This window comes from Citrobacter sp. T1.2D-1, assembly GCF_950098555.1.
Classification (GTDB): Bacteria; Pseudomonadota; Gammaproteobacteria; order Enterobacterales; family Enterobacteriaceae; genus Citrobacter_A; species Citrobacter_A telavivensis.
The window spans coordinates 299,216-322,518 of sequence record NZ_CATNHH010000012.1 but is presented as its reverse complement, the minus strand read 5'-3'; the positions used below and the strand labels follow the sequence as shown (position 1 = coordinate 322,518).

Sequence of the window (23,303 nt, the reverse complement as noted above, 5' to 3'; positions counted from 1 at the left end):
GATTTACTTCGCCGCCTGCATGGTGGACCACCAGACGTCATCGGCTTCAATTTGGCCCTGCTGATTGACATGCGGATAGGGCAGCCCCTTGCGTTTGGCGACTTTTGCCAGCACCGGGTAGCCGCCCTCAAACAACAGGCGCTGCTGTTCGTCTTCCGGCAACATGCTGTTTTCGCGAAGGTACATTCCGGCGTTCTGTCGCTGGCGCTGTGCTTCGTAAAGAATCAACGCAGAGGCGACGGAAACGTTAAGCGACTGAACCATGCCGATCATGGGGATGATGATATCCTGATCCGCCAAATCCAGTGCTTCCTGCGTAATACCGGTTTTCTCCTGACCCATCAGAATACAGGTCGGACGCGTGTAATCTATTTCGCGGAAATCGACAGCGTTATCAGAGAGGTGCGTTGCCAGAACCTGCATGCCCCGGCCTTTAAGATGGGTGACCGCGTCGCCAATCGTGCGGTGGGTTTTCACCTGCACCCAACTGTTGCTTCCTGCCGCCGCCGAGGCCATGGTGCGCATACGACTACCCGGCCAGACGGCGTGAACTTCGTGGACGCCAACGGCATCTGCGGTACGAATGATCGCAGAAACGTTATGAGGTTTGTGAACCTGCTCCATGCAGACAGTCAGGTCCGGCTGGCGCCTGGCGAGCATTTCGCAAATGCGGGCATAACGCTGTGCATTCATATACGCTTCATCCTTCAAATTGCCCCGGCGTTGGCGGCACTCACTCACCCCATTCACGTATTTCTGTACGTTCCTGGGGGTTCATTCGCTTGCCACCTTGCTGCAATTCGAATGATTTTGTTTATAAGTTAATTTCGGTTACGGGTGACTTTTATCACGTCTGGCATCACGCGAATTTTGCGCATGATGTTCGCCAGGTGCACGCGATCGCGCGCGGTTAGGCGAATAAAGGCGCTGTAGACGCGACCATCTTTCTCTTCGGTATTCAGACTCTGAATATTAGAGGTCGTGGTGTTGATCGCCGCCGTCAGGTTAGCCAGTGCACCCTGATGGTTAAACATATCCACTTTGATTTCGGTGATGAATTCCTGCTCCGTCTCTTTGTCCCATTCCACCGCCATAAACTTCTCTGGCTCTTTTTGGTAACCACGGATGTTACGGCAGGATTCATGGTGGATGACCAGACCTTTACCCGGACTGACGTGGGCAATGATCGGATCGCCAGGAATCGGACGACAGCACTTGGCAAAGGTAATCAGCACACCATCTGCGCCTTTGATGGGCAAATGACCGTGGCCCGGCGCCGCAGACTGGATTGCAGAGGCATCACCCTGTTGCAGGTTTTTCGCCACCACCACGCTCATGGCATTGCCGAGGCCAATTTCTGCCAGCAGGTCGTCAAGCGTCGCGAGTTTCATCCGCTCAAGTTCGCGCTGAATGCTTTCTTGCGGGATCTCGGCAAGCTTACGACTGCCACCCAACGCATGGTTGAGCAGGCGGCGTCCCAGACTGACGGAATCATCGCGTTTGAGGTTTTTCAGCAACTGGCGGATCTTGGCGCGGGCTTTTGAACTGACGACAAAGTTAAGCCATGCGGCGTTCGGGCGTGCCCCCGGCGCGGTAATGATTTCGACCGTCTGACCGCTGGTCAGCGGCTGCGACAGTGGGTAGGGCTGTCTGTCGACGCGCGCGCCCACACAGGCATGGCCAATATCGGTATGCACCGCATAGGCAAAGTCGACGGGTGTTGCACCGGCAGGCAGTTCGACAATGCGCCCTTCCGGTGTGAAAACGTAAATCTCATCCGGGAAAAGATCGGATTTCACGCTCTCGATAAATTCAAACGAGCTACCGGCGCTTTGCTGCAGTTCCAACAGGCTTTGCATCCAGCGCTGGGCACGAATCTGCGCGGTAGTGCTGGTTTCACCGTGCTCTTTATAAGCCCAGTGCGCCGCGACCCCCATTTCCGCCATCTGGTCCATATCCTCTGTACGGATCTGGACTTCAACCGGGACGCCGTGCGGGCCGATCATCGACGTGTGCAAAGACTGATAGCCGTTCGCTTTTGGAATCGCGATATAGTCTTTTACCCGTCCAGGACGCGGCTTATAGAGGCTGTGCATCTGACCGAGCACGCGATAACAGGTGTCGGCGTCATGAACGATAACGCGAAACGCGTAGATATCCATGATTGAGTGAAAACGCTGCTCTTTAAGCACCATCTTGCAATAGATGGAATAGAGGTGCTTCTCACGACCACTCACACGGCACGGAATACCCGCTTCCTGCAGACGCCCTTCGATTTCAGAGAGGATTTTTTGGATCATCTCTTTACGGTTGCCACGTGCGGCTTTAACCACCTCTTTAATCACGCGATAGCGGTTCGGGTACAGCGCCTCAAAACCCAGTTCTTCGAGCTCGGTTTTAATGTGATGAATACCTAAACGATGCGCCAGCGGGCTATAAATTTCGAGGGTTTCACGAGCGATGCGGCGACGTTTGTCCGGGCGTAATGAGCCCAGCGTGCGCATATTGTGAGTGCGGTCGGCGAGTTTGATGAGAATGACGCGGATATCCTGCACCATCGCCATAATCATCTTGCGAAAGTTTTCGGCCTGCGCCTCTTTCTTATCGCGGAACTTAAGTTTATCAAGCTTCGATACCCCCTCTACCAGTTCAGCAACGCTTTTACCAAAAAGCTGTTCCATGTCCTGGTAGGTGGCGGGAGTATCTTCGATCACGTCATGCAGCAGTGCAGCCATCAGCGTTTCATAGTCGAGTTTCATTTCGGCCAGAATGCAGGCTACGGCAACAGGGTGCGTGATATAAGGTTCACCGCTTGAACGTGTCTGGCCCTCGTGAGCGTCACGTGCAACGAGATACGCCTGCCGAAGACGTTTGATCTGGTCTTCCGGCAGGTAGTGTTGAATCAGTTGATTCAGGCTTTCAAACAGATACAAGGGCGACCCGCTTTGTGATTAACGACGACCTTCAGCAATTGCGGTTACGGCTTGTATTTCAGCGGCTTCCTGCTCTTGCTGTTCCTGGCGCTCACGTACGTCGAGGATCTGGTTATTGATCAGACCTTCTTCGATTTCGCGCAGCGCGATTACGGTAGTTTTATCGTTTTCTTCCGGTACGAGCGGATCCTTTCCGCCTACCTGCATCTGACGAGCGCGACGCGCGGCGACCAGTACTAGGTCAAAACGGTTACCAATTTTCTCTACAGCGTCCTGAACAGTTACGCGTGCCATACTTAAAATGCTCCACAGGTGAAGAAATGACTGGGCATGATACTGAAAGTGGGTTCAGTCTGCCAACAGTTTGCTGATTAAAGCGTCATGACGCTGCTTTTGGCGGCTCATGCGCAGACGTTCGGCGCGAATAATGGTCTTCAAATCGCTCAGGGCGGTGTTGAAGTCATCATTCACAATAAGATAATCATATTCGGCGTAATGGCTCATTTCTGCAACAGCTTGCGCCATACGTTTTGCAATCACCTCTTCGCTATCTTGCCCACGACCCCGCAAGCGGCGATCCAGTTCAAGTTTAGACGGCGGCAGAATAAAGATACTGCGTGCATGCGGCATCTTCTTGCGAATTTGTTGCGCGCCCTGCCAGTCGATATCCAAAAAGACATCTACCCCGGAGGCCAGTACTTGCTCAATGGCTTCACGCGAGGTGCCGTAGTAATTGCCAAAAACTTCTGCGTGTTCCAGAAACGCGTCGTTACCAATCATGGTTCTGAATTCATCATGATTCACAAAGAAATAATGTTCGCCGTGAACCTCACCCGGGCGCGGAGCGCGCGTGGTGTGCGAAACAGAAACCTGGGTGTCATACAACGGTTGGGTTTTTAACAAAGCCTGAATCAGGCTGGATTTACCCGCGCCACTGGGGGCAGAAACAATATAAAGCGTGCCTTGAGCCATGAGTATCTTACGTATGTGATTATCGAAAATGAACCTACATACGGGCTTATTATACACGTCGCCGCTACGCGACGTAGCCTTTGTCACACTTTTTGCGCCAGATTATTGCTTTTTGCGCGCCAGTTTCCTGATTTACGCAACATTCGCTGCAAATGAGAGGAATCGTTGGAAGCCTGTACGCAATCTTAACTTTTGTCACTCGGCGTAGGTCACGCAACGCGCTATATCTGCCTGGCAACGTACAACGGAGGTGGCGATGAAAACAGGGACAGCGATATTGATGGGGTTGTGGTTGTGGCACTCGCAGGTTCTGGCGATATGCCCGGTATGGTCGGCGGCCAGAGCCCACGAGGAGATCTCTCGTTTGCAACAGCAAATTACACAGTGGGATGACGCCTACTGGAAAGAGGGCGTTAGCGCGGTTGAGGATGGCGTCTACGATCAGCTGCATGCGCAACTGCTCCAGTGGCAGCATTGCTTTGCTGACGACGACCCGCCCAGCCTGACGTTGCCCTCGCCAGGCGGTACGATCCCCCATCCTGTCGCCCATACCGGAGTGCAAAAGCTGGCAGACAAGCGAGCAATGCAGCAATGGATGCGCGAGCACAACGATTTGTGGGTACAGCCGAAGGTTGATGGCGTGGCGGTTACGCTGAAATATCAGCAGGGCAAACTGACCCAGGCGATCAGCCGTGGCGATGGCCTGAAAGGCGAAGACTGGACGCAAAAAGTACAACAGATTCCTGCTGTGCCGCAAACTGTGGTGGGTGCGCTGGCAAATAGCGTGTTGCAGGGCGAGATCTTTCTGCAACAGGAAGGGCATATCCAGCAAAAAATGGGCGGAATGAATGCCCGTTCGAAGGTCGCGGGTCTGTTGATGCGCAAGGGCAACGTCAGTGACTTATCATCACTGGGGATTTTTATCTGGGCATGGCCTGATGGCCCGCAGACAATGTCCGAAAGAGTAAACCAGTTGAGTGCGGCGGGGTTTACGCTCGCGAAAAAATTCACGCTGCCGGCAGACAATGTTGAGTCAGTGGAACGGGCGCGTACGCACTGGTGGACGTCCGCTTTGCCCTTTGTCACCGATGGGGTCGTTGTGCGGATGAGCAAAGAGCCGGCGTCCCGCCAGTGGTTACCGGGACAAGGGAGTTGGCTGGTCGCCTGGAAATACCCGCCCGTTGCGCAGGTGGCTGAGGTCACAGCGATTCAGTTTACGGTCGGCAAAAGCGGAAAAATCGCCGTTGTGGCGACACTCGCTCCCGTCATGCTGGACGATAAACGGGTACAGCGGGTGAATATCGGTTCCGTAACCCGCTGGGAAGAGTGGGATATTGCCCCAGGCGATCGGATCCTGGTGAGTCTTGCCGGACAGGGGATCCCGCGTATTGACGATGTCGTCTGGCGGAGTTCGGAACGGACTAAACCGATGCCGCCTGAAAATCGCTTCAACGCATTGACCTGCTTTTTTGCTTCTGCATCGTGTCAGGAGCAGTTTATCTCGCGCCTCGTCTGGGCGGGCTCTGGTGCTGTTTTACAGTTAGACGGTGTGGGTGAGGCAGGCTGGCGGGCGCTTCATCAACAGCATCACTTTGAGCATATCTTTTCGTGGCTGGCTTTAACTCAGGAGCAGATTCAGCACACGCCGGGCTTTGCGAATGCGAAGAGTGAGCAGGTGTGGCATCAGTTTAATCTGGTGAGAAAACAGCCGTTTATTCGCTGGATACTGGCGCTGGGCATCCCGTTACCCCAGACGGCGCTCAATGCCAGCGGCGATCGTTCGTGGCTGCAGTTGTCAGGGCGAACGGAATCGTACTGGCAACAACTTCCGGCGGTCGGCCCGCGTCGCGCACGTCAGGTGATGGCATGGCTGGACAACGCGGAAGTTAAGCAACTGAGCCACTGGCTGGCGGCCCAGCACATTGAGAGCTTTATCCCTTAGTGGCTTTCGTGGCGGTAGTAAAACACGGGCAAACCCAGCTTAAGGCGCAGCGCCAGGAGTCGGGCGACAAAGCCAAACATCAGGGTTGAGATAACCACGATATCCTGATTGGAAACATAGTGTTGCAGGATGATGTAAAGCACGGCAGAGGCGAATGAGACGCCGGCGTACAACTCTTTCTGGAAAACGAGCGGAATACGCTTACAGAACATATCGCGCAACACTCCACCGAAGACGCCGGTGGTAACCGCCGCTACGACGGCAATGATCGGCCCATGCCCCATATCCAGGGCCACCTGGGCGCCAATGATGGAAAAGACGACCAGGCCTAAGGCATCCAGTACCAGGAACACCTTGCGCAGATAGGGCATGACGGGAGCCACAATAGTCGTTAAGACCGCCGCCGTGGCGACAATAATTACGTATTCGGGATGTTTAACCCAACCCAGAGGATAGTGCCCGAGCAGAATATCGCGGACAGAGCCGCCGCCGATGGCCGTCGCGGTGGCAATAATGATAACGCCGAATGTATCCATCCGACGGCGACCCGCCGCCAGTGCACCGGTCATGGCTTCGGCAGTGATTCCTATCAGGTACAAAACATGTAACAGCATGACTCCCCCCAGTATTTAGGGGACAAAGAGTAACGACTTGCACTCATCGTCACGATTGAGATTTTCTAAGGCGAGTGATTTTTAATAATGTCAGGTAATGCGAAATTACTGTTTTGATGAAGTAGTATGGGATGTGAGGATTTTTTCGTCAGTAAAATGGATAAGAAAAACTAACCTGAAAATGTGTGAGAGTCAGCGAGACTTGCGAAAAAACGTAGCACCGCCATCGACTGACGGGCTACGCGGAAAGACACTTTACTCGATATTCTGGATCTGCTCGCGCATTTGCTCGATCAGGACTTTCAGTTCAATCGCGGAATTGGTCACTTCGGCATTGATGGATTTAGACGCCAGCGTATTCGACTCGCGGTTGAATTCCTGCATCATGAAGTCCAGACGGCGACCCACCGCCTCTTTTTTCTTCAGGATGTTGTAGGTTTCTTTGACGTGGGCTTCCAGGCGATCCAGTTCTTCTGCCACATCGATGCGCTGTGCCATCAGGACCAGTTCTTGCTCCAGACGGTTATTCTCCAACTGGACCTGAGCGTCCTCGAGCTTAGCGACCAGACGTTCACGCTGCCATTGCAGAATTTCTGGCATATGGGCGCGAACTTTAATGACTTCAGCGCTGACACCTTCCAGACGTTGTTCGATCAGCGCTTTCAGAGCCTGACCTTCCGTTTCGCGGGCAACGATGAAATCGTCAAGCGTACCGTCCAGTGCGGTCAGGATTTCAGCCGCAATGGCATCAAGATCCTGTTCCTGTGCCGCCATGACGCCAGGCCAGCGAAGGATATCGACTGGATTGATTTCTCCTTCATCGCTCTGCATTTTGACCCAGTTGGCCGCGTTCACGAGTTGTTTTGCGAGCTTTTCATTCAGGATGAGCTCGCCCTGCGCGCTCGCATCGGGCTCAAAGCGCAGCATGCACTCGACTTTACCGCGCGTCAGGCGCGTACGGATGCGTTCACGAACAACAGGTTCAAGGCTACGGAACTGTTCCGGCAGACGAAAGTAAGTTTCCAGATAACGCTGGTTTACCGAGCGCATTTCCCAGGTGGCGCTACCCCATTCACCCTTGATTTCACGCCGGGCGTAGGCTGTCATACTGCGGATCATAGACGTTCCTGTTTTTAAAGGAGAGATGGGGGGATTATAGCCATCCCGGCCTTGTCAGGATAGGAATAACAGCTGGAAGTCCGTATAATGCGCAGCCACATTCGTTTCAAGCCGGAGATCTCAATATGCGTCCAGCAGGCCGTAGCGCTAATCAGGTGCGTCCCGTAACCCTGACCCGTAACTATACAAAACATGCTGAAGGCTCGGTGCTGGTCGAATTTGGCGATACCAAAGTGCTGTGCACAGCCTCGATTGAAGAAGGCGTACCGCGTTTTCTGAAAGGTCAGGGCCAGGGCTGGATCACCGCTGAATATGGCATGTTGCCGCGTGCAACGCATACCCGTAACGCGCGCGAAGCAGCAAAGGGCAAGCAGGGCGGTCGTACGATGGAGATTCAACGTCTGATCGCCCGTGCGCTGCGTGCTGCGGTCGATCTCAAAACGTTGGGTGAATTTACCATCACTTTGGACTGCGACGTGATCCAGGCCGATGGCGGCACGCGTACCGCTTCCATTACCGGAGCCTGCGTTGCGCTGGCGGATGCGCTGAACAAGCTGGTGGCAAGCGGTAAGCTGAAAACCAACCCAATGAAAGGGATGGTTGCGGCAGTATCTGTGGGGATCGTCAACGGCGAAGCGCTCTGCGATCTGGAGTATGTTGAAGACTCGGCGGCGGAAACCGACATGAACGTGGTGATGACCGAAGACGGGCGCATCATTGAAGTGCAGGGGACGGCAGAAGGCGAGCCGTTCAGCCATGAAGAACTTCTCACCTTGTTGGCACTGGCCCGAGGGGGAATCGAATCCATTGTCACGACGCAGAAGGCGGCGTTAGAAAATTGATTTTAAGGCGACCAATGAGTCGCCTTTTTTTTGTCCGTAGATTTTGTCAATGATGAAAGTGAAATGAGGAGCGAATCCATGAAACCCTATCAACGCCAGTTTATTGAGTTTGCGCTTAACAAACAGGTACTCAAGTTTGGCGAATTCACGCTGAAATCCGGGCGAAAGAGCCCCTATTTCTTCAACGCCGGGCTGTTTAATACCGGGCGCGATTTGGCACTGTTAGGTCGTTTTTACGCCGAAGCGTTGGTGGATTCTGGCATTGAGTTTGATCTGCTTTTTGGCCCGGCTTACAAAGGTATTCCGATTGCAACCACCACGGCGGTCGCGCTGGCGGAGCATCACGACAAAGACCTGCCGTACTGCTTTAACCGCAAAGAAGCTAAAGATCATGGCGAAGGTGGCAATCTGGTTGGCAGCGCACTGCAGGGCCGCGTGATGCTGGTGGATGACGTGATCACTGCCGGTACGGCAATCCGGGAATCGATGGAAATCATCCAGGCCAATGGCGCGACGCTGGCTGGCGTGCTGATCTCTTTGGATCGTCAGGAGCGGGGGCGTGGCGAGATTTCCGCCATTCAGGAAGTCGAGCGCGATTATGGCTGTAAGGTGATTTCTATCATCACCCTGAAAGACCTGATTGCCTATCTGGAAGAGAAGCCGGAAATGGCAAAACATCTGGCGGCGGTGCGGGCGTATCGGGAAGCGTTTGGCGTTTAACCAGAATGGCCGGATAACGCGCGCGCTATCCGGCAAGCATTACTGCAGTTGTGAGGCGAGCAGTGGCCAGCGGGCATCAAAATCATCCGTTGGACGGTATTTGAATTCACTACGCACGAAGCGCGACAGCATACCTTCGCAGAAGGCAAGTAACTGGCTTGCCAGCAACGTTTCATCCGTCACGTATCCTTCACCTTCGCGCATCCGCTTTTCCCGCAGCACCTGGCGCAGTTGTGCTTCAATGCGTTCGAACAGTTGATTGATACGCCCTTGCAGACGATCCTGTTCAAACATCAGCGCATGCCCGGTCAGGATACGCGTCAGGCCGGGATTGCGCTCACCGAAACCCAGGATCAATAACACGATCAGACGCAGACGCGCGTGGGTATCTTTTTCATCTTTCAGAATCAAATTGATACGGGTGATCAGGCTGTCTTCGATAAACTCAATCAGGCTATCGAACATGCGTGTCTTGCTGGGAAAGTGGCGGTACAACGCCGCTTCGGAAACGCCGACAGAAGCCGCCAGTTTTGCCGTTGTGATGCGCTGGCTTCCATCGCTGGATTCCAGCATCAGCGCCAGAGACTGAAGTATTTCTTCGCGACGATTCCTTTTCGCAGTTTGTTTTTCTGCCATGTTACAAAATACCCCTGAAAATAAGCACTTGCAGGCGAGCATCCACACTATGACCGCAAACACAGGGCTTGCGGTGATGTTATGACGTTATCGGGATGCGTAACTTTCTTACTTACGACCGGAATGGCCGAAACCGCCTTCACCACGGTGAGTGGCATCAAACTCTTCCACCAGGTTAAATTCGGCCTGCACAACCGGCACAAAGACCATCTGTGCGATGCGTTCACCCGGCTCAATGGTGAAACTGTCCTGACCGCGGTTCCAGACGGACACCATCAGTTGCCCCTGATAGTCAGAGTCAATCAACCCCACCAGGTTGCCCAGCACGATACCATGCTTATGGCCCAGACCCGAACGCGGCAGGATGACGGCAGCCAGAGACGGATCGGCGATATGAATAGCCAGCCCGGTTGGCAGCAGCGTGGTTGCGCCCGGCGCCAGTTCTACGGCGTCATCAAGACAGGCCCGCAGGTCAAGTCCGGCGGAACCGGAGGTGGCATACGTCGGCAGCGGGAATTGCTTGCCAACACGCGGATCCAGAATCTTAACGTCGATTTTTTTCATCATAAAGGGTCACGATCTCGTCGAGTAATAATTGGCCAAGGAGTGCTTTGCGCGCAAGCGGTAAGACTTTATCTCCATCCTGCCAGAAAAGGTGTAGAGCGTTGCTGTCGCTATTAAATCCTTGAGTTGAGAGTGAAACATCGTTTGCACAGATCAAATCAAGATTTTTGCGGTTACGTTTTTGCCGGGCGTATTCTTCCACATTATTCGTTTCCGCGGCAAACCCAACGACATAGGGACGATGGTCTTTACGTGCGGCAACCCCGGCGATGATATCCGGGTTTTTGACCATTTTTATTGTTAATTCATCACCCTGCGTTGCCTGTTTCTTAATTTTTTCCGGTGCGACAACGGCGGCGCGATAGTCTGCTACCGCAGCACAGCCGATAAAAATATGTTGCTGTTGTACGGCGGATTGCACTGCTGCTTCCATCTCCAGAGCGGTCATCACATCGACACGCTGTACAAAAGGCGGCGTGGGTAACGACACGGGGCCGGTGACCAGCGTAACGTTCGCCCCACGACGGGCGGCCGCAGCGGCGATGGCAAACCCCATCTTACCTGAGCTGTGGTTGGAAATGTAACGCACCGGGTCGAGCGGTTCACGCGTCGGGCCCGCGGTAATCATGATATTGAGATGTTGCAGATCGTTGACAGGGGAGAAATGCGCCGCGGCCATATCGACAATCGTTAAGGGATCCAGCATGCGACCCGGACCCACGTCACCGCATGCCTGGCTGCCGCTGTCCGGCCCCCAGATGAGCAACCCACGGGAAGTCAGAACGTCCAGATTGTGCTGAGTCGCCGCAGCCCGATACATCTGCTGGTTCATCGCCGGTAAAACGGCAATGGGCGCAGGTGTCGCCAGACAAATCGTGGACACCAGATCGTTTGCCATGCCGGCTGCGACACGCGCGATAAGGTCTGCGGTGGCAGGGGCGAGAATCACCAGGTCGGCCCATTTCCCCAACTCAATATGGCCCATCGCGGCTTCTGCCGCGGGATCCAGCAGACTGTCGGAAACGGGATACCCGGAAACCGCCTGTAAGCTGAGTGGGGTAATAAAGGCTTTAGCCGCCTCGGTCATTGCCACACGGACATCGGCACCGCGTTCGCGCAGACGACGCACCAGTTCAGGGGTTTTGTAGGCAGCAATGCCGCCGCTGACGCCGAGAACGATTTTTTTACCGGCCAGGCTCATCATGATCTTTCCTGTTGGATTACACCAGAAGGCGGATATTTTATCACAATCCGTAAACTGTCGTGCGCTCACCCATGAATCACTTTGCGAGGCGCTACGCAGGAGTGGAAATTGTACGTCGATTCCCCCTCATGGCTATGCCACCATTCGTGCTGGCATAAGGAGGTGTGGGGATGGAAACTGCTGAGTATGTATTGCCAAGGGAAAAACTGTTGGCACTTGGGGTAGATACGCTGACGGATGATGAACTGCTGGCGCTCTTCTTGCGGACTGGAACGCCCGGAAAAGATGTCTTTACGCTGGCAAAAGAGATCCTGGAACATTTTGGCTCTCTCTATAGCTTGTTGACGGCGGACTACTCGCAGTTCAGTACGGTGACAGGGATTGGCGTGGCAAAATACGCGCAGCTTAAAGGCATTGCGGAGCTGGCCCGTCGCTTTTATGAAGTACAAATAAAAGGCTCGAACCCGTTACTCAGCCCGTTGTTAACACGGGATTTTTTGCAGAGTCAATTTGCGGGGGAAGGGCGAGAAGTTTTTATGGTGGTTTTTCTCGATTCCCAACACAAGGTCATTAAACATAGCCGCCTTTTTTCTGGCACCCTCACCCATGTTGAGATTCATCCGCGTGAAATTATTCGTGAAGCGATAAAAATCAATGCATCTGCGGTGATCCTTGCACATAATCATCCGTCGGGGTGTGCAGAGCCGAGTAAAGCGGATAAACTTATCACTGAGCGTGTCGTAAAATGCTGTCAGTTCATGGATATCCGTGTGCTTGATCACCTTGTCATTGGACGCGGAGAGTACGTTTCGTTTGCGGAACGTGGTTGGATTTGACGCACTTTGCGCGATCCATCGGGATCTTTGTCTGTTCGGGACTTGAGCACATCGCTGACTCAGCGTATACTACGCCACCTTTGAGAATCTCGGGTTTGGCATTTGGGCCTGGCAATCGAGTGTTCGCTTAGAACCGCGATGACCGGGCTGTAAAGCCTGACGAGGCGCCGATACCCCATACGAAGCTCGAGCTAATTTGATTTTTGGAGAATAGACATGTCCCGAGTCTGCCAAGTTACTGGCAAGCGTCCGGTGACCGGTAACAACCGTTCCCACGCACTGAACGCGACTAAACGCCGTTTTCTGCCTAACCTGCACTCTCACCGTTTCTGGGTTGAGAGCGAAAAGCGTTTTGTCACCCTGCGTGTATCTGCTAAAGGTATGCGTGTAATTGATAAGAAAGGCATCGAAACAGTTCTGTCTGAACTGCGTGCCCGTGGCGAAAAGTACTAAGTACTAAGAGGAAATAAATCATGGCTAAAGGTATTCGTGAGAAGATCAAGCTGGTTTCTTCTGCTGGTACTGGTCACTTCTATACCACCACGAAGAACAAACGTACTAAGCCGGAAAAACTGGAACTGAAAAAGTTCGATCCAGTTGTCCGTCAGCACGTTCTCTACAAAGAAGCGAAAATTAAGTAATTTCCGCTTTGCTGTAATGAAAAACCTCGCCTCGGCGGGGTTTTTTGTTTTCTGGCCATCCCCATATTAGTGAGACCTGATACACAGCCGGAGACGTTATGCCTGAATTACCTGAAGTCGAAACCAGCCGCCGCGGTATTGAGCCGCACCTGGTCGGGGCAACCATTCTGCATGCCAATGTGCGTAATGGACGTCTGCGTTGGCCGGTGTCAGAAGAGATCTACCGTCTGAGCGACAAACCGGTGCTCAGCGTTCAGCGTCGTGCGAAATATCTTCTGCTGGAACTGCCCGATGGCTGGATAATCATCCATCTGGGGATGTCGGGCAGTTTGCGTATCCTTCCTGAAGAACTTCCGGCAGAAAAACACGACCACGTCGATTTAGTGATGAGTAATGGTAAAGTCCTGCGCTACACCGATCCCCGTCGCTTTGGCGCCTGGCTGTGGACGAAAGCGCTGGAAGGGCACAACGTGCTGGCGCATCTCGGCCCTGAACCGTTGAGCGACGATTTCAATGGTGAATACCTGCAACAGAAGTGTGCGAAGAAGAAAACGGCGATTAAACCCTGGTTGATGGATAACAAACTGGTGGTGGGAGTTGGGAACATCTATGCCAGTGAATCCCTGTTTGCTGCCGGCATTCATCCTGACCGTCTGGCGTCGTCGCTGTCGCAGGCCGAATATGAGCTGCTGGCGCGCGTGATTAAGGCCGTTTTGCTGCGCTCAATAGAACAGGGCGGGACGACATTGAAAGATTTTCTGCAAAGCGACGGTAAACCGGGCTATTTTGCTCAGGAGCTACAGGTCTATGGCCGCAAAGGCGAACCGTGCAGGGTGTGTGGAACGCCGATCGTGGCATCGAAACACGCACAGCGCGCGACGTACTATTGCCGTCAGTGCCAGAAGTAAGGTGAAGCGTCCCGGCCCAGGGACGCTATTTGAGCTTAGCCAGCAGCGCCTGATGAATATTCTCTGGCAGGAAGTGGGTGACATCACCCTGATGGCGGGCCACTTCTTTCACCAGTGACGACGAGATGAAGGACCACTCTTTAGAAGGCATCAGAAAGACGCTTTCCAGTTCCGGCATCAAATGACGATTCATATGGGCCAGTTGCATTTCGTATTCAAAATCCGCAACGGCGCGCAATCCACGAATCAGGATATTGGCCTGCTGCTCACGCGCAAAATTTGCCATCAGATCGCTAAAGCCCAGGACTTCAACGCCGGGCAGATGGGCTGTAGCCAGCTGAGCCAGCGCAACGCGCTCTTCAAGGGTGAACATTGGTTTTTTACCGGGACTTGCCGCAATTGCCAGAATGACATGGTCAAACATCTGCGTAGCACGCGTGATGATATCGATATGGCCGTTCGTCAACGGATCAAAAGTGCCTGGATAAATCGCCCGTTTTTGCATAACAGCCCTCAATGCGTTTTCGGTGGCAGATAAGGTTCCAGCAGTTGCAGTAGGCGTTGTAGTGCGCCCTGGTTTTGATAGAGAACTTCAACTGCGTGACGACCATAGAAATTACGATAATCGGCATCGGTCAGTAAAGAGGAAACCTCTTTAGCGAGGCTTGTGGCATCCGTGACCGTAATCAAACCGCTGGCCTGCTCCAGACGGGCGCAGATATCTTTGAAGTTGAATGTGTGAGGCCCCATTAGCACGGGAATCGCGTGGGCCGCGGCTTCCAGCGGATTGTGTCCGCCACGCTCAACCAGAGATCCCCCGACAAACGCCAGATCTGCAATTCCGTAAAGTAGCATCAGTTCACCCATCGTATCACCCACAACGACCTGTGTACTGGCTGAAGGAACTTCACCGGAGGAACGTGTTGTATAGCTTAGTCCGGCTTCACGTACGAGGTTAATCGCATCCGGGAAACGTTCCGGATGACGCGGGACCAGAATCAATAGCAGGTTGGGGAACTGGTGTAGCAATGCCTGATGCGCGGCGATCACAATACTCTCTTCGCCATCATGGGTACTGGTTGCGATCCATACCGGGCGATGCGGCGCCCACTGGCGACGTAACGTAACCGCCTTCGCAGCGAGCTGTGGCGTCACGGAGATATCGAACTTCAGACTGCCGGTGACGGTCACCTGGTTGTTCTTCGCGCCCAGCGTCACAAAGCGCTGACCATCCTCTTCATTTTGCGCCGCAATTAGCGTAATACGGCGGAGGATTCGGCGGATAAATTTCCCCAGCTTCGCGTAACCGTCAGCGGAGCGAGCAGAAAGACGCGCATTGGCGATGACCAGCGGAATATGGCGTTTATGCAGCGCGGCAATCAGGTTCGGCCACAGCTCCGTTTCCATGATCAGTACCAGCTTAGGATCGACCTGGTTCAGGAAGCGTCCCAGCGCATCAGGTAAATCATAAGGCAGATAGACGTGCTGAACATCGCTACCGAAGGCGGACTGGACACGCTCGGAGCCGGTCGGCGTCATCGTGGTGACCGTGATCGGCAGGTCGGGATAGCGATGCCGCAGGGCGCGAACCAAAGGAATGGCTGCCAGCGTTTCGCCGACAGAGACGGAATGGAGCATAATTCCGCCCGGTTTCAGGGGGCGGCGATAAAAACCGTAGCGTTCACCCCAGCGTTTACGGTAGGCCGGGGCTTTACGTCCGCGCACCCAAAGCCGTATCCAGATAAAAGGCTGAATAAGGTAGAGAAGGGCGGTGTAAAGCAATTCGAGCATAGTAAATAGCTGGCTTATGGATGTGCTGGGGATTCTATGTATTTAGACAGGGCTTTACCATTACTTTTCCCGTTTTTGACTTAAATAGCTTTAAGTTCGACTAATTCCGGCAGCCTGGCCCAGATTTTTTGCATTTTTATGCCATTTATTGATTTTTGCCGCCTTGCCGTTGTTTGCAGAGTCAATCAGTGACGTAAAAAGCGATGATTAGATTAATATCAATTTGATTTAAAAAAGAAAAAACTCCTATTTGTGGTTAATTTATTCGAGTCGGATCGCAGCGAAAGAAGTGATACACTAGCGCGTAAAAGTCGGTGCAATATCAGTGATCGGGTAGCTGTTGAGCCTGGGGCGGTAGCGTGCTGTTTTCTGCTTAACTTTATCGGACAATCACAACAAAAGAGTCGCGTGTGGAAAAGCCTTTTCGAAAAATTCTGGTCATCAAGATGCGTTTCCACGGGGATATGCTATTAACCACTCCCGTCATCAGTACGTTGAAGCAGAACTATCCTGACGCCAAAATCGATATGCTTCTTTACCAGGATACGATGCCTATTTTGTCGGAAAACCCCGAGATTAATGCCCTCTATGGCATCAGTAATAAGGGAACGGGGGCGGCAGAGAAAATTAAAAATACGCTTTCGCTGATTAAGACTTTACGCAACAACCAATATGATCTGGTCATCAATCTGACCGATCAGTGGATTGTGGCGCTGATTGTCCGTTTTTTACGTGCAAGAGTAAAAATATCCCAGGATTTCGCCAACCGGCAGTCTGCATTCTGGAAACAGAGTTTTACCCATCTCGTTCCCTACGCCGGTGAACACGTCGTCGAACGCACGCTGTCAGCGCTCAAACCACTGGAGCTGGAGCATGTTGTTACCGAAACGACCATGAGCTATCGGCCTGAGCACTGGGAAAATATGCGTCGACAGTTGCATCAACTCGGCGTGAATCGTCAGTATGTGGTGATTCAACCCACGGCAAGGCAGTTATTTAAGTGCTGGGATAATGACAAATTTTCCCGCGTTATTGATGCTCTTGAGCGTCGCGGCTACCAGGTGGTGCTGACATCAGGTCCTTCTGCAGACGATTTAGCGTGCGTGGAAGAGATTGCGCAGGGATGTGAAACCAAACCGGTCACCGGACTGGCGGGTAAAACCCGATTCCCGGAATTAGGCGCGCTGATTGATCATGCCGCACTTTTCATTGGTGTCGATTCAGCGCCCGGGCATATTGCTGCAGCGGTCAAAACGCCGGTGATATGTCTGTTTGGTGCGACCGATCACGTCTTCTGGCGTCCCTGGACCGACAATATTATTCAGTTTTGGGCTGGGGACTATCAGGCCATGCCTAAACGATCTGAACTGGACCGTGACAAAAAATATATGTCCGTTATTCCTGCTGAGGATGTGATTGCAGCAACGGAAAAAATGTTGCCGCAGAACGCGCAAATTATCGAAATGGATGCGCCGGTATGATCGTGGCTTTTTGTTTGTATAAGTATTTTCCGTTCGGCGGATTACAACGTGACTTTATGCGCATTGCGCAGACCGTAGCCGCACGCGGCCATCAGGTCCGTATTTATACCCAATCCTGGGACGGAGAATGTCCGGATGTTTTTGAACTCATTCGCGTACCGGTTAAATCGCGAACCAACCATGGGCGCAATGCGGAATATTACGCCTGGGTGCAGGCACATTTGCGTGAACATCCTGTTGATCGGGTCGTGGGTTTTAACAAAATGCCTGGTCTGGATGTCTATTTTGCCGCTGATGTTTGTTACGCCGAAAAGGTTGCACAGGAAAAAGGCTTTTTCTACCGCCTGACCTCTCGTTATCGCCATTATGCGGCGTTTGAACGGGCAACGTTTGAGCAGGGTAAGTCAACGCAGTTATTAATGCTGACGGATACACAGATTGCTGATTTTCAGAAGCACTATCAAACCGAAGCGGAGCGTTTTCATATTCTCCCTCCGGGTATTTACCCGGACAGAAAATACAGTGCGCAAATCCCGAATGCCCGCGAAATAGTTCGCCAGAAGAACGGTATTACTGAGCAGCAAAACTTATTGTTGCAGGTCGGTTCTGATTTTACCCGCAAAGGGGTGGATCGCTCGATTGAAGCACTTGCTTCACTGCCGGCGGCGCTGCGGCATAATACGCTTCTGTATATTGTCGGCCAGGATAAACCGCGAAAATTTGAAGCGCTGGCGGAAAAACGCGGTGTGCGTAGCAATGTGCATTTTTTCTCTGGGCGCAATGATGTCGCGGAGTTGATGGCCGCAGCCGATTTATTGCTGCACCCGGCCTATCAGGAAGCGGCAGGAATTGTTCTGCTGGAGGCCATTACCGCAGGTCTGCCGGTGTTGACCTCTGCCGTCTGTGGCTATGCGCATTATATTGCGCAGGCTAACTGTGGTGACGTTATTGAAGAGCCCTGGCGGCAGGACGCGTTGAACGACATTTTACGTAAAGCGTTGACCCAGCCGTCATTGCGCGCCGCGTGGGCAGAAAACGCACGGCATTTCGCGGATACGCAAGATTTGTACAGTCTGCCGGAAAAGGCGGCGGACATTATTACAGGTGGTCTGGATGGTTGAATTGAAAGAACCGTTAGCCACATTATGGCGCGGTAAGGATGCGTTTAAGGAAGTCAAAACGCTGCAGGGTGAAGTCTTCAGGGAACTGGAAACCCGTCGTACGCTGCGATTTGAACTGGCGGGGAAAAGCTATTTCCTTAAATGGCATCGGGGGACTTCTCTCAAGGAAATCGTCAAAAATCTTCTCTCACTGCGGATGCCGGTTTTGGGCGCCGACAGAGAGTGGAACGCTATTCATCGCCTTCAGAATTTGGGGGTGGATACCATGTATGGCGTTGGGTTTGGTGAGAAGGGGCTCAATCCTCTGACCAAAACCTCGTTCATTATTACCGAAGATCTCACTCCGACCATCAGTCTGGAAGACTATTGTGCGGATTGGGCAACGAATCCACCGGACGTCAACGTGAAGTGGATGCTTATTGACCGCGTGGCCACGATGGTACGCAAGATGCACGCAGGCGGAATCAATCACCGTGATTGTTATATCTGTCACTTCCTGCTGCATCTGCCTTTTTCAGGCAATAAAGAAGACTTAAAGATTTCGGTTATTGATCTACACAGGGCACAGATTCGTACGAAAGTTCCTCGTCGCTGGCGTGATAAAGATCTGATTGGTCTCTATTTTTCGTCGCTAAACATTGGGTTGACGCAGCGGGATATCTGGCGGTTTATGCGGGTTTATTTTGGCATACCGCTGAAAAAAATTTTGCAGTCAGAAGCTGGACTACTCGCCCAGGCTGCAGAAAGAGCAGAAAAAATAAAAGAAAGAACAATTCGGAAAAAATTATAATTAATTCACATGATTGGTTATCTCAATTAAGCAGGATTTTCTAAATTGACTAATGTTAGCAATTTCGTCACGAGCAAAGAAGAACTATTCCTTAACAGCGAGGCATTAACGAATACGCTTCATATCTCATTCTGTTTTGATCGTGGTTTCGTAATGCCCGCAGGAGTGGCGATATTTTCTATCATTGAAAATAATAAAAATATCAACTTACATTTTCATCTTTTAGTTTCTGATGTATCAGATAATGATTTGACATTATTCTATAAACTAAATAGGCCAAATGTTTTAATCACGATTTATCATATAAATAGAGATTTTAATATAAATCCGGACACATTAGTTCTGGGTATTCCATTATCAACATGTTTGCGCTTTCTAATCCCTGAAGTCATTGATCAATCCATTGATAATATAATGTATTTGGATTGTGATATAATTTGTTATGGCTGCTTAATTGAGTTGATTGATTACGATTTGCAGAATAATATTGCTGGGGTAATTTCAGATTCTATAGAAATGCAAGCGCGCATTGATAAGTTAGATTATGGCATAAAGTTTAATAAATATTTCAATGCCGGTGTTATGTTGATCAATAATAAAGAGTGGCGGAAAAATAACATTACGCAGAATGCATTAACCATGATTAATAGCGGTAAAGTTTTTAGATACGCAGATCAGGATGTTCTAAATATTTTACTTAACGGGAAATTACAATATCTTGACGCGAAATTCAACAATAAAACAACGTTAAGTATATATCATGATGCAGAAGATGAAAACATACAAAATACAGTTATCATGCATTATGTAACGCCAAATAAACCATGGTATCTTATTTTCAATGCTAGTAATTTTAGCCGATATTTTTCTCAATCTCCTTGGTGTAAGGCTAAGCGACATCTAGCGCCGTCGGCAAGTGAAATTAGATTGAAATCTAAAATGCTATGGAAAGATAGTCAATATGGTGAGGCAATATATTACTATCTGAGCTATTTATTGATGAAGATATTTAGAATAAAATTTTAGCAGGGAAGGGATTATCTATATGAAAATTTTATTTGTAGGTGAATCCGTTTCCGGCTTTGGTGGAATGGAAACGGTTATCCGGAATGTTATCAATAACTTTCAGGCCGAACATTCTGCAATCCAGTGTGAGATGTTCTTCTTTTGTCGACATGACAAAATGGATAAGGCATGGTTAAGCGATATTAACTATTCATGTTCGTTATCCACTATCCGTCTGGGCTTTTTGCGTCGGGCAAAGCATATCCATACGTTTAGCCGCTGGTTAAAGAAAACAGAACCCGATGTTGTTATCTGTATTGATGTGCTGTCCTGCCTGTTTGCCAGTAAAGCACGGAAGAAATCAGGCCAGAATTTCACGATATTCTCCTGGCCGCATTTTTCGCTGGATCATAAAAAACACGCCGAATGTGTTAGCTCGGCTGATTATCATCTGGCAATCAGTAGCGGTATCAAACAACAGATGATTGCGCGGGGTATTGATCAAAAGAACATTACCGTTGTTTATAATCCCGTATCCAGAAAATCAGAGATTATTCCACAACCAGAAGAAGGCCAGCCCGCCGTCTTTCTGTATGTCGGAAGGATGAAGTTTGAGGGGCAAAAAAGAGTTAAGGACCTGCTGGATGGATTATCCCATGCGGAAGGCGAATGGCGGTTGCATGTGGTTGGTGACGGCTCAGATTTTGAAAAATGTCAGGCCTATGGGCGAGAACTGGGGATTGACAATCGTATTACCTGGCATGGTTGGCAGGTCTCTCCCTGGGATGTTGTGCAAAACAAGGTAAAGAACGTCACGGCACTGTTGCTGACATCGTCATTCGAAGGCTTCCCGATGACCCTGCTGGAAGCCATGTCGTATGGTATCCCGTGCATCAGTTCAGACTGTATGTCTGGCCCCCGGGATATGATCAAACCGGGTATTAATGGCGATTTGTATCCGCCGAGCGATCTCAAACAGTTTATCCACCTACTCAACCAAATCCTCTCTGGTCAGATGAAGTATGATAGTAATCTGATCCCTGAGACGATAGATAACTTCTATAATGAAGTCTATTTCCAACATTTAAGAAGTGCGATATTTTCGAAAATCAATAAGTGATCACTATGACTCAAAAATATTTTGAAGAAAAAGTCATTCAGAAGACTTTAGATTATAACTATGCAGAACATAGTGATGTTGATAAGTTTAATATTGCCTATGGCATTGATAAGAACTTCCTTTTTGGTTGTGGTGTTTCCATCGCGTCGATACTGATTGCCAACCCCAATACGCCGTTTGCTTTTCATGTATTTACAGATTCATTTAGCAATGAAGAACAGGCTCGATTTAATGCACTCGCAAAGCAATATGCCACCCAAATCGTGGTGTATCTCATTGACTGCGAGCAATTGAAATCGTTACCGAGTACTAAAAACTGGTCTTACGCAACGTACTTCCGATTTATTATCGCTGACCACTTCGCGGGAAAAATGGATAAGGTACTGTATCTGGATGCAGATATTGCCTGTCAGGGAAGTATACAAGAGTTGATTGACCTCGAGTTTGCTGAGCATGAAATTGCGGCCGTGGTTGCGGAGGGTGAGTCAGAGTGGTGGACTAAGCGCTCAATCAGTCTGGCAACACCGGGACTGGTTTCTGGCTACTTTAATGCGGGTTTTTTGCTGATTAACCTCCCCATCTGGACCGCTGAGGATATTTCTCGCAAGGCTATTGAGATGCTACGCGATCCGGATGTGGTACAGCGCATTACTCACCTGGATCAGGATGTGCTGAATATGTTGCTTGTTGGCAAGGCGCGTTTTGTCGGTAAAAAATTTAACACCCAATTCAGCATAAATTACGAGTTAAAGCATGACGTGGTCAATCCCGTGGATGTAAACACGGTATTCATTCATTATATTGGGCCGACTAAGCCCTGGCATCAATGGGGTAACTACCCTATTGCGCAGAGCTTTTTGAATGCGAAAAAATTATCACCCTGGTGTGATGTTGAATTGCTGAAACCTAAAAACAGTCATCAGTTACGTTATGCGGCAAAGCATATGTTTAATCAGAAGCAGTACTTCGCTGGCCTGATTGATTATGCACTTTATTTTAAAAGCAAAATTGTTAAATAAAAATAATTATAGGTGACGCAGTGGACTCTTTTCCGGAAATAGAGATAGCAGAATATAAAGTTTTTGATGAGCGCTATGATAATAATGGTAACACATTAAATATCTCTTATGGAATCGATGAGAACTATCTTGATGGTGTCGGGGTGTCTATTACCTCGGTGTTAATTCATAATGATATTAATGTTGATTTTCATATCATCTGTGACAAATACACAAAAAGTTTCGTTGATAAGATTGGGGTGCTGGCGCAAGAACATAAGATTAAAATTTCATTATATCTTATCAATGTCAAATGCCTTGAGATATTGCCGAAAACGCAGGTCTGGTCAAGAGCTATGTACTTCCGACTTTTCGCTTTTGATTATCTGTATCATAAACTGGATAAATTATTGTATCTTGATGCAGATGTCATCTGCAAAGGTCCTCTGGATCTTCTTCTGACCCTTGACCTTAATGATAATGTCGCCGCAGTAGTAAAAGACGTTGACTCTATTCAGTCCAGGGTAAATGAAAGACTCCCCTCGTTTAATCTTCAGGGACGATATTTTAATTCCGGTGTTGTTTTTATAAACCTCCAGGAATGGGCTAAAAATCGATTAACTGAAAAAGCATTATCCCTGCTAACGGGTAAAGACGGGAGTGCAACATTTTTTAAATATCCCGATCAGGATGTCCTGAATATATTACTTCGTGATAAAGTTTATTTTTTGCCTCGTGAATATAATACAATTTATACCATTAAAAGCGAGTTAAGCGATAAAACACATGAGAAGTATTTAGATATAATCCATGCTGATACTAAGTTGATTCACTTTACAGGTGCGACGAAGCCCTGGCATGCCTGGGCAAGTTACCCTTCTGTAATTTATTATACCAATGCTTTCATTAAGTCACCGTGGAAAGATGTTCCTGCCAAAGATGCGCGAACGCTGGTTGAATATAAAAAAAGATATAAACACCTTTTGGTCCAAAAACATTATCTGCGTGGAATGATTGCGGGGGCTGCATACCTCTATCGTAAATTTTTAGCAAAATGATACCTTTA

Annotated in this window: 25 protein-coding genes; 14 read left to right on the top strand and 11 right to left on the bottom strand. The window is 50.3% G+C overall.

What is annotated here, in order from left to right:
- Positions 1-3: 3 nt before the first annotated feature.
- From trmH to gmk, 4 genes are all read right to left on the bottom strand, one after another.
- Entirely contained in the window at positions 4-693 is a 690-nt protein-coding gene (trmH, locus tag QQZ17_RS12935; RefSeq protein ID WP_152400663.1) for a tRNA (guanosine(18)-2'-O)-methyltransferase TrmH, read from the bottom strand.
- A 128-nt stretch (positions 694-821) separates the two neighbouring features.
- Positions 822-2,933: a bifunctional GTP diphosphokinase/guanosine-3',5'-bis pyrophosphate 3'-pyrophosphohydrolase gene (gene spoT / locus QQZ17_RS12930; protein ID WP_042323359.1), complete on the bottom strand. Its 2,112-nt coding sequence runs from the start codon at positions 2,931-2,933 to the stop codon at positions 822-824.
- 18 nt (positions 2,934-2,951) lie between these two features.
- The gene (gene rpoZ / locus QQZ17_RS12925; protein WP_000135057.1) at positions 2,952-3,227 is read right to left on the bottom strand and encodes a DNA-directed RNA polymerase subunit omega; all 276 of its coding nucleotides are present in this window, start codon (positions 3,225-3,227) and stop codon (positions 2,952-2,954) included.
- 54 nt (positions 3,228-3,281) lie between these two features.
- Positions 3,282-3,905, bottom strand: a complete 624-nt coding sequence (gene gmk, locus QQZ17_RS12920; RefSeq protein ID WP_152406220.1) for a guanylate kinase — start codon at positions 3,903-3,905, stop codon at positions 3,282-3,284.
- Between the two features lie 256 nt (positions 3,906-4,161).
- Here gmk and ligB point away from each other — a divergent pair, with 256 nt between their 5' ends.
- Positions 4,162-5,847 (top strand): NAD-dependent DNA ligase LigB, encoded by a 1,686-nt coding sequence (ligB, locus tag QQZ17_RS12915; protein WP_152400661.1) that lies wholly within the window; start codon positions 4,162-4,164, stop codon positions 5,845-5,847.
- Here ligB and QQZ17_RS12910 read toward each other — a convergent pair.
- Positions 5,844-6,461: a trimeric intracellular cation channel family protein gene (locus QQZ17_RS12910; protein ID WP_152400659.1), complete on the bottom strand. Its 618-nt coding sequence runs from the start codon at positions 6,459-6,461 to the stop codon at positions 5,844-5,846. The two genes, ligB and QQZ17_RS12910, sit on opposite strands and share 4 nt — an antisense overlap.
- Positions 6,462-6,716: 255 nt before the next feature.
- Positions 6,717-7,580, bottom strand: a complete 864-nt coding sequence (locus tag QQZ17_RS12905; RefSeq protein WP_046492189.1) for a YicC/YloC family endoribonuclease — start codon at positions 7,578-7,580, stop codon at positions 6,717-6,719.
- 125 nt (positions 7,581-7,705) lie between these two features.
- On the opposite strand from QQZ17_RS12905, the gene rph reads away from it, so the two are divergent.
- Together rph and pyrE are read left to right on the top strand one after the other, a co-directional pair.
- Positions 7,706-8,422 (top strand): ribonuclease PH, encoded by a 717-nt coding sequence (gene rph, locus QQZ17_RS12900; RefSeq protein ID WP_042323350.1) that lies wholly within the window; start codon positions 7,706-7,708, stop codon positions 8,420-8,422.
- A gap of 78 nt (positions 8,423-8,500) precedes the next feature.
- A complete protein-coding gene (pyrE, locus tag QQZ17_RS12895) occupies positions 8,501-9,142 on the top strand; it encodes an orotate phosphoribosyltransferase (RefSeq protein WP_152400656.1) in 642 nt (213 codons plus the stop codon).
- Positions 9,143-9,181: 39 nt separating this feature from the next.
- On the opposite strand, the gene slmA is transcribed toward pyrE, so the two are convergent.
- The 3 genes from slmA to coaBC form a co-directional block, all read right to left on the bottom strand.
- Positions 9,182-9,778 carry a nucleoid occlusion factor SlmA gene (gene slmA, locus QQZ17_RS12890; RefSeq protein ID WP_046492184.1) on the bottom strand — a complete coding sequence of 199 codons (597 nt, stop codon included), beginning with the start codon at positions 9,776-9,778 and terminating at the stop codon, positions 9,182-9,184.
- A gap of 108 nt (positions 9,779-9,886) precedes the next feature.
- Positions 9,887-10,345, bottom strand: a complete 459-nt coding sequence (gene dut / locus QQZ17_RS12885; protein ID WP_042998633.1) for a dUTP diphosphatase — start codon at positions 10,343-10,345, stop codon at positions 9,887-9,889.
- The gene (gene coaBC, locus QQZ17_RS12880) at positions 10,323-11,543 is read right to left on the bottom strand and encodes a bifunctional phosphopantothenoylcysteine decarboxylase/phosphopantothenate--cysteine ligase CoaBC (protein ID WP_178823844.1); all 1,221 of its coding nucleotides are present in this window, start codon (positions 11,541-11,543) and stop codon (positions 10,323-10,325) included. Before coaBC ends, dut begins: the two co-directional genes overlap by 23 nt.
- A 173-nt stretch (positions 11,544-11,716) precedes the next feature.
- Here coaBC and radC point away from each other — a divergent pair, with 173 nt between their 5' ends.
- From radC to mutM, 4 genes are all read left to right on the top strand, one after another.
- Entirely contained in the window at positions 11,717-12,382 is a 666-nt protein-coding gene (gene radC / locus QQZ17_RS12875) for a RadC family protein (protein WP_152400652.1), read from the top strand.
- Positions 12,383-12,598: 216 nt separating this feature from the next.
- Complete coding sequence (gene rpmB / locus QQZ17_RS12870) at positions 12,599-12,835, top strand: 50S ribosomal protein L28 (protein WP_003024071.1); 237 nt, start codon at positions 12,599-12,601, stop codon at positions 12,833-12,835.
- A gap of 20 nt (positions 12,836-12,855) precedes the next feature.
- Complete coding sequence (rpmG, locus tag QQZ17_RS12865) at positions 12,856-13,023, top strand: 50S ribosomal protein L33 (protein WP_003024094.1); 168 nt, start codon at positions 12,856-12,858, stop codon at positions 13,021-13,023.
- A gap of 98 nt (positions 13,024-13,121) precedes the next feature.
- Positions 13,122-13,931, top strand: a complete 810-nt coding sequence (gene mutM, locus QQZ17_RS12860) for a bifunctional DNA-formamidopyrimidine glycosylase/DNA-(apurinic or apyrimidinic site) lyase (protein WP_152400650.1) — start codon at positions 13,122-13,124, stop codon at positions 13,929-13,931.
- Positions 13,932-13,956: 25 nt separating this feature from the next.
- On the opposite strand, the gene coaD is transcribed toward mutM, so the two are convergent.
- Together coaD and waaA are read right to left on the bottom strand one after the other, a co-directional pair.
- Positions 13,957-14,436 carry a pantetheine-phosphate adenylyltransferase gene (gene coaD / locus QQZ17_RS12855; RefSeq protein ID WP_152400648.1) on the bottom strand — a complete coding sequence of 160 codons (480 nt, stop codon included), beginning with the start codon at positions 14,434-14,436 and terminating at the stop codon, positions 13,957-13,959.
- Positions 14,437-14,444: 8 nt separating this feature from the next.
- Positions 14,445-15,722 carry a lipid IV(A) 3-deoxy-D-manno-octulosonic acid transferase gene (waaA, locus tag QQZ17_RS12850; RefSeq protein WP_152400646.1) on the bottom strand — a complete coding sequence of 426 codons (1,278 nt, stop codon included), beginning with the start codon at positions 15,720-15,722 and terminating at the stop codon, positions 14,445-14,447.
- A gap of 410 nt (positions 15,723-16,132) precedes the next feature.
- Between waaA and rfaQ the strand changes: the two genes are divergently transcribed.
- Genes rfaQ through QQZ17_RS12815 form a run of 7 tightly spaced genes read left to right on the top strand, consistent with a single transcriptional unit; the run spans position 16,133 to position 23,295 of the window.
- Positions 16,133-17,203: a lipopolysaccharide core heptosyltransferase RfaQ gene (gene rfaQ / locus QQZ17_RS12845; RefSeq protein WP_152400645.1), complete on the top strand. Its 1,071-nt coding sequence runs from the start codon at positions 16,133-16,135 to the stop codon at positions 17,201-17,203.
- Positions 17,200-18,324 (top strand): glycosyltransferase family 4 protein, encoded by a 1,125-nt coding sequence (locus QQZ17_RS12840; RefSeq protein ID WP_152400643.1) that lies wholly within the window; start codon positions 17,200-17,202, stop codon positions 18,322-18,324. The genes rfaQ and QQZ17_RS12840 overlap by 4 nt, the downstream gene beginning before the upstream one ends.
- Positions 18,317-19,114, top strand: coding sequence for a lipopolysaccharide core heptose(I) kinase RfaP (gene rfaP, locus QQZ17_RS12835; protein WP_152400641.1), 798 nt, complete (start codon positions 18,317-18,319; stop codon positions 19,112-19,114). Before QQZ17_RS12840 ends, rfaP begins: the two co-directional genes overlap by 8 nt.
- A 45-nt stretch (positions 19,115-19,159) precedes the next feature.
- The gene (locus QQZ17_RS12830) at positions 19,160-20,140 is read left to right on the top strand and encodes a glycosyltransferase family 8 protein (RefSeq protein ID WP_284554136.1); all 981 of its coding nucleotides are present in this window, start codon (positions 19,160-19,162) and stop codon (positions 20,138-20,140) included.
- A gap of 19 nt (positions 20,141-20,159) precedes the next feature.
- Complete coding sequence (gene waaB / locus QQZ17_RS12825) at positions 20,160-21,239, top strand: lipopolysaccharide 1,6-galactosyltransferase (protein WP_152400637.1); 1,080 nt, start codon at positions 20,160-20,162, stop codon at positions 21,237-21,239.
- A 5-nt stretch (positions 21,240-21,244) separates the two neighbouring features.
- A complete protein-coding gene (gene waaO / locus QQZ17_RS12820) occupies positions 21,245-22,258 on the top strand; it encodes a lipopolysaccharide 3-alpha-galactosyltransferase (RefSeq protein WP_152400635.1) in 1,014 nt (337 codons plus the stop codon).
- 20 nt (positions 22,259-22,278) lie between these two features.
- Positions 22,279-23,295 (top strand): glycosyltransferase family 8 protein, encoded by a 1,017-nt coding sequence (locus QQZ17_RS12815; RefSeq protein WP_152400633.1) that lies wholly within the window; start codon positions 22,279-22,281, stop codon positions 23,293-23,295.
- Positions 23,296-23,303 lie beyond the last annotated feature (8 nt).

Coding starts and splice junctions, on each gene's coding strand:
- QQZ17_RS12910 (WP_152400659.1), bottom strand. CDS start 6,461: ATGCTGTTACATGTTTTGTACCTGATAGGAATCACTGCCGAAGCCATG.
- gmk (WP_152406220.1), bottom strand. CDS start 3,905: ATGGCTCAAGGCACGCTTTATATTGTTTCTGCCCCCAGTGGCGCGGGT.
- QQZ17_RS12840 (WP_152400643.1), top strand. CDS start 17,200: ATGATCGTGGCTTTTTGTTTGTATAAGTATTTTCCGTTCGGCGGATTA.
- mutM (WP_152400650.1), top strand. CDS start 13,122: ATGCCTGAATTACCTGAAGTCGAAACCAGCCGCCGCGGTATTGAGCCG.
- slmA (WP_046492184.1), bottom strand. CDS start 9,778: ATGGCAGAAAAACAAACTGCGAAAAGGAATCGTCGCGAAGAAATACTT.
- waaB (WP_152400637.1), top strand. CDS start 20,160: ATGAAAATTTTATTTGTAGGTGAATCCGTTTCCGGCTTTGGTGGAATG.
- dut (WP_042998633.1), bottom strand. CDS start 10,345: ATGATGAAAAAAATCGACGTTAAGATTCTGGATCCGCGTGTTGGCAAG.
- waaA (WP_152400646.1), bottom strand. CDS start 15,722: ATGCTCGAATTGCTTTACACCGCCCTTCTCTACCTTATTCAGCCTTTT.
- rfaP (WP_152400641.1), top strand. CDS start 18,317: ATGGTTGAATTGAAAGAACCGTTAGCCACATTATGGCGCGGTAAGGAT.
- ligB (WP_152400661.1), top strand. CDS start 4,162: ATGAAAACAGGGACAGCGATATTGATGGGGTTGTGGTTGTGGCACTCG.
- radC (WP_152400652.1), top strand. CDS start 11,717: ATGGAAACTGCTGAGTATGTATTGCCAAGGGAAAAACTGTTGGCACTT.
- pyrE (WP_152400656.1), top strand. CDS start 8,501: ATGAAACCCTATCAACGCCAGTTTATTGAGTTTGCGCTTAACAAACAG.
- rph (WP_042323350.1), top strand. CDS start 7,706: ATGCGTCCAGCAGGCCGTAGCGCTAATCAGGTGCGTCCCGTAACCCTG.
- coaBC (WP_178823844.1), bottom strand. CDS start 11,543: ATGAGCCTGGCCGGTAAAAAAATCGTTCTCGGCGTCAGCGGCGGCATT.
- rpoZ (WP_000135057.1), bottom strand. CDS start 3,227: ATGGCACGCGTAACTGTTCAGGACGCTGTAGAGAAAATTGGTAACCGT.
- rpmG (WP_003024094.1), top strand. CDS start 12,856: ATGGCTAAAGGTATTCGTGAGAAGATCAAGCTGGTTTCTTCTGCTGGT.
- waaO (WP_152400635.1), top strand. CDS start 21,245: ATGACTCAAAAATATTTTGAAGAAAAAGTCATTCAGAAGACTTTAGAT.
- coaD (WP_152400648.1), bottom strand. CDS start 14,436: ATGCAAAAACGGGCGATTTATCCAGGCACTTTTGATCCGTTGACGAAC.
- trmH (WP_152400663.1), bottom strand. CDS start 693: ATGAATGCACAGCGTTATGCCCGCATTTGCGAAATGCTCGCCAGGCGC.
- QQZ17_RS12905 (WP_046492189.1), bottom strand. CDS start 7,580: ATGATCCGCAGTATGACAGCCTACGCCCGGCGTGAAATCAAGGGTGAA.
- rpmB (WP_003024071.1), top strand. CDS start 12,599: ATGTCCCGAGTCTGCCAAGTTACTGGCAAGCGTCCGGTGACCGGTAAC.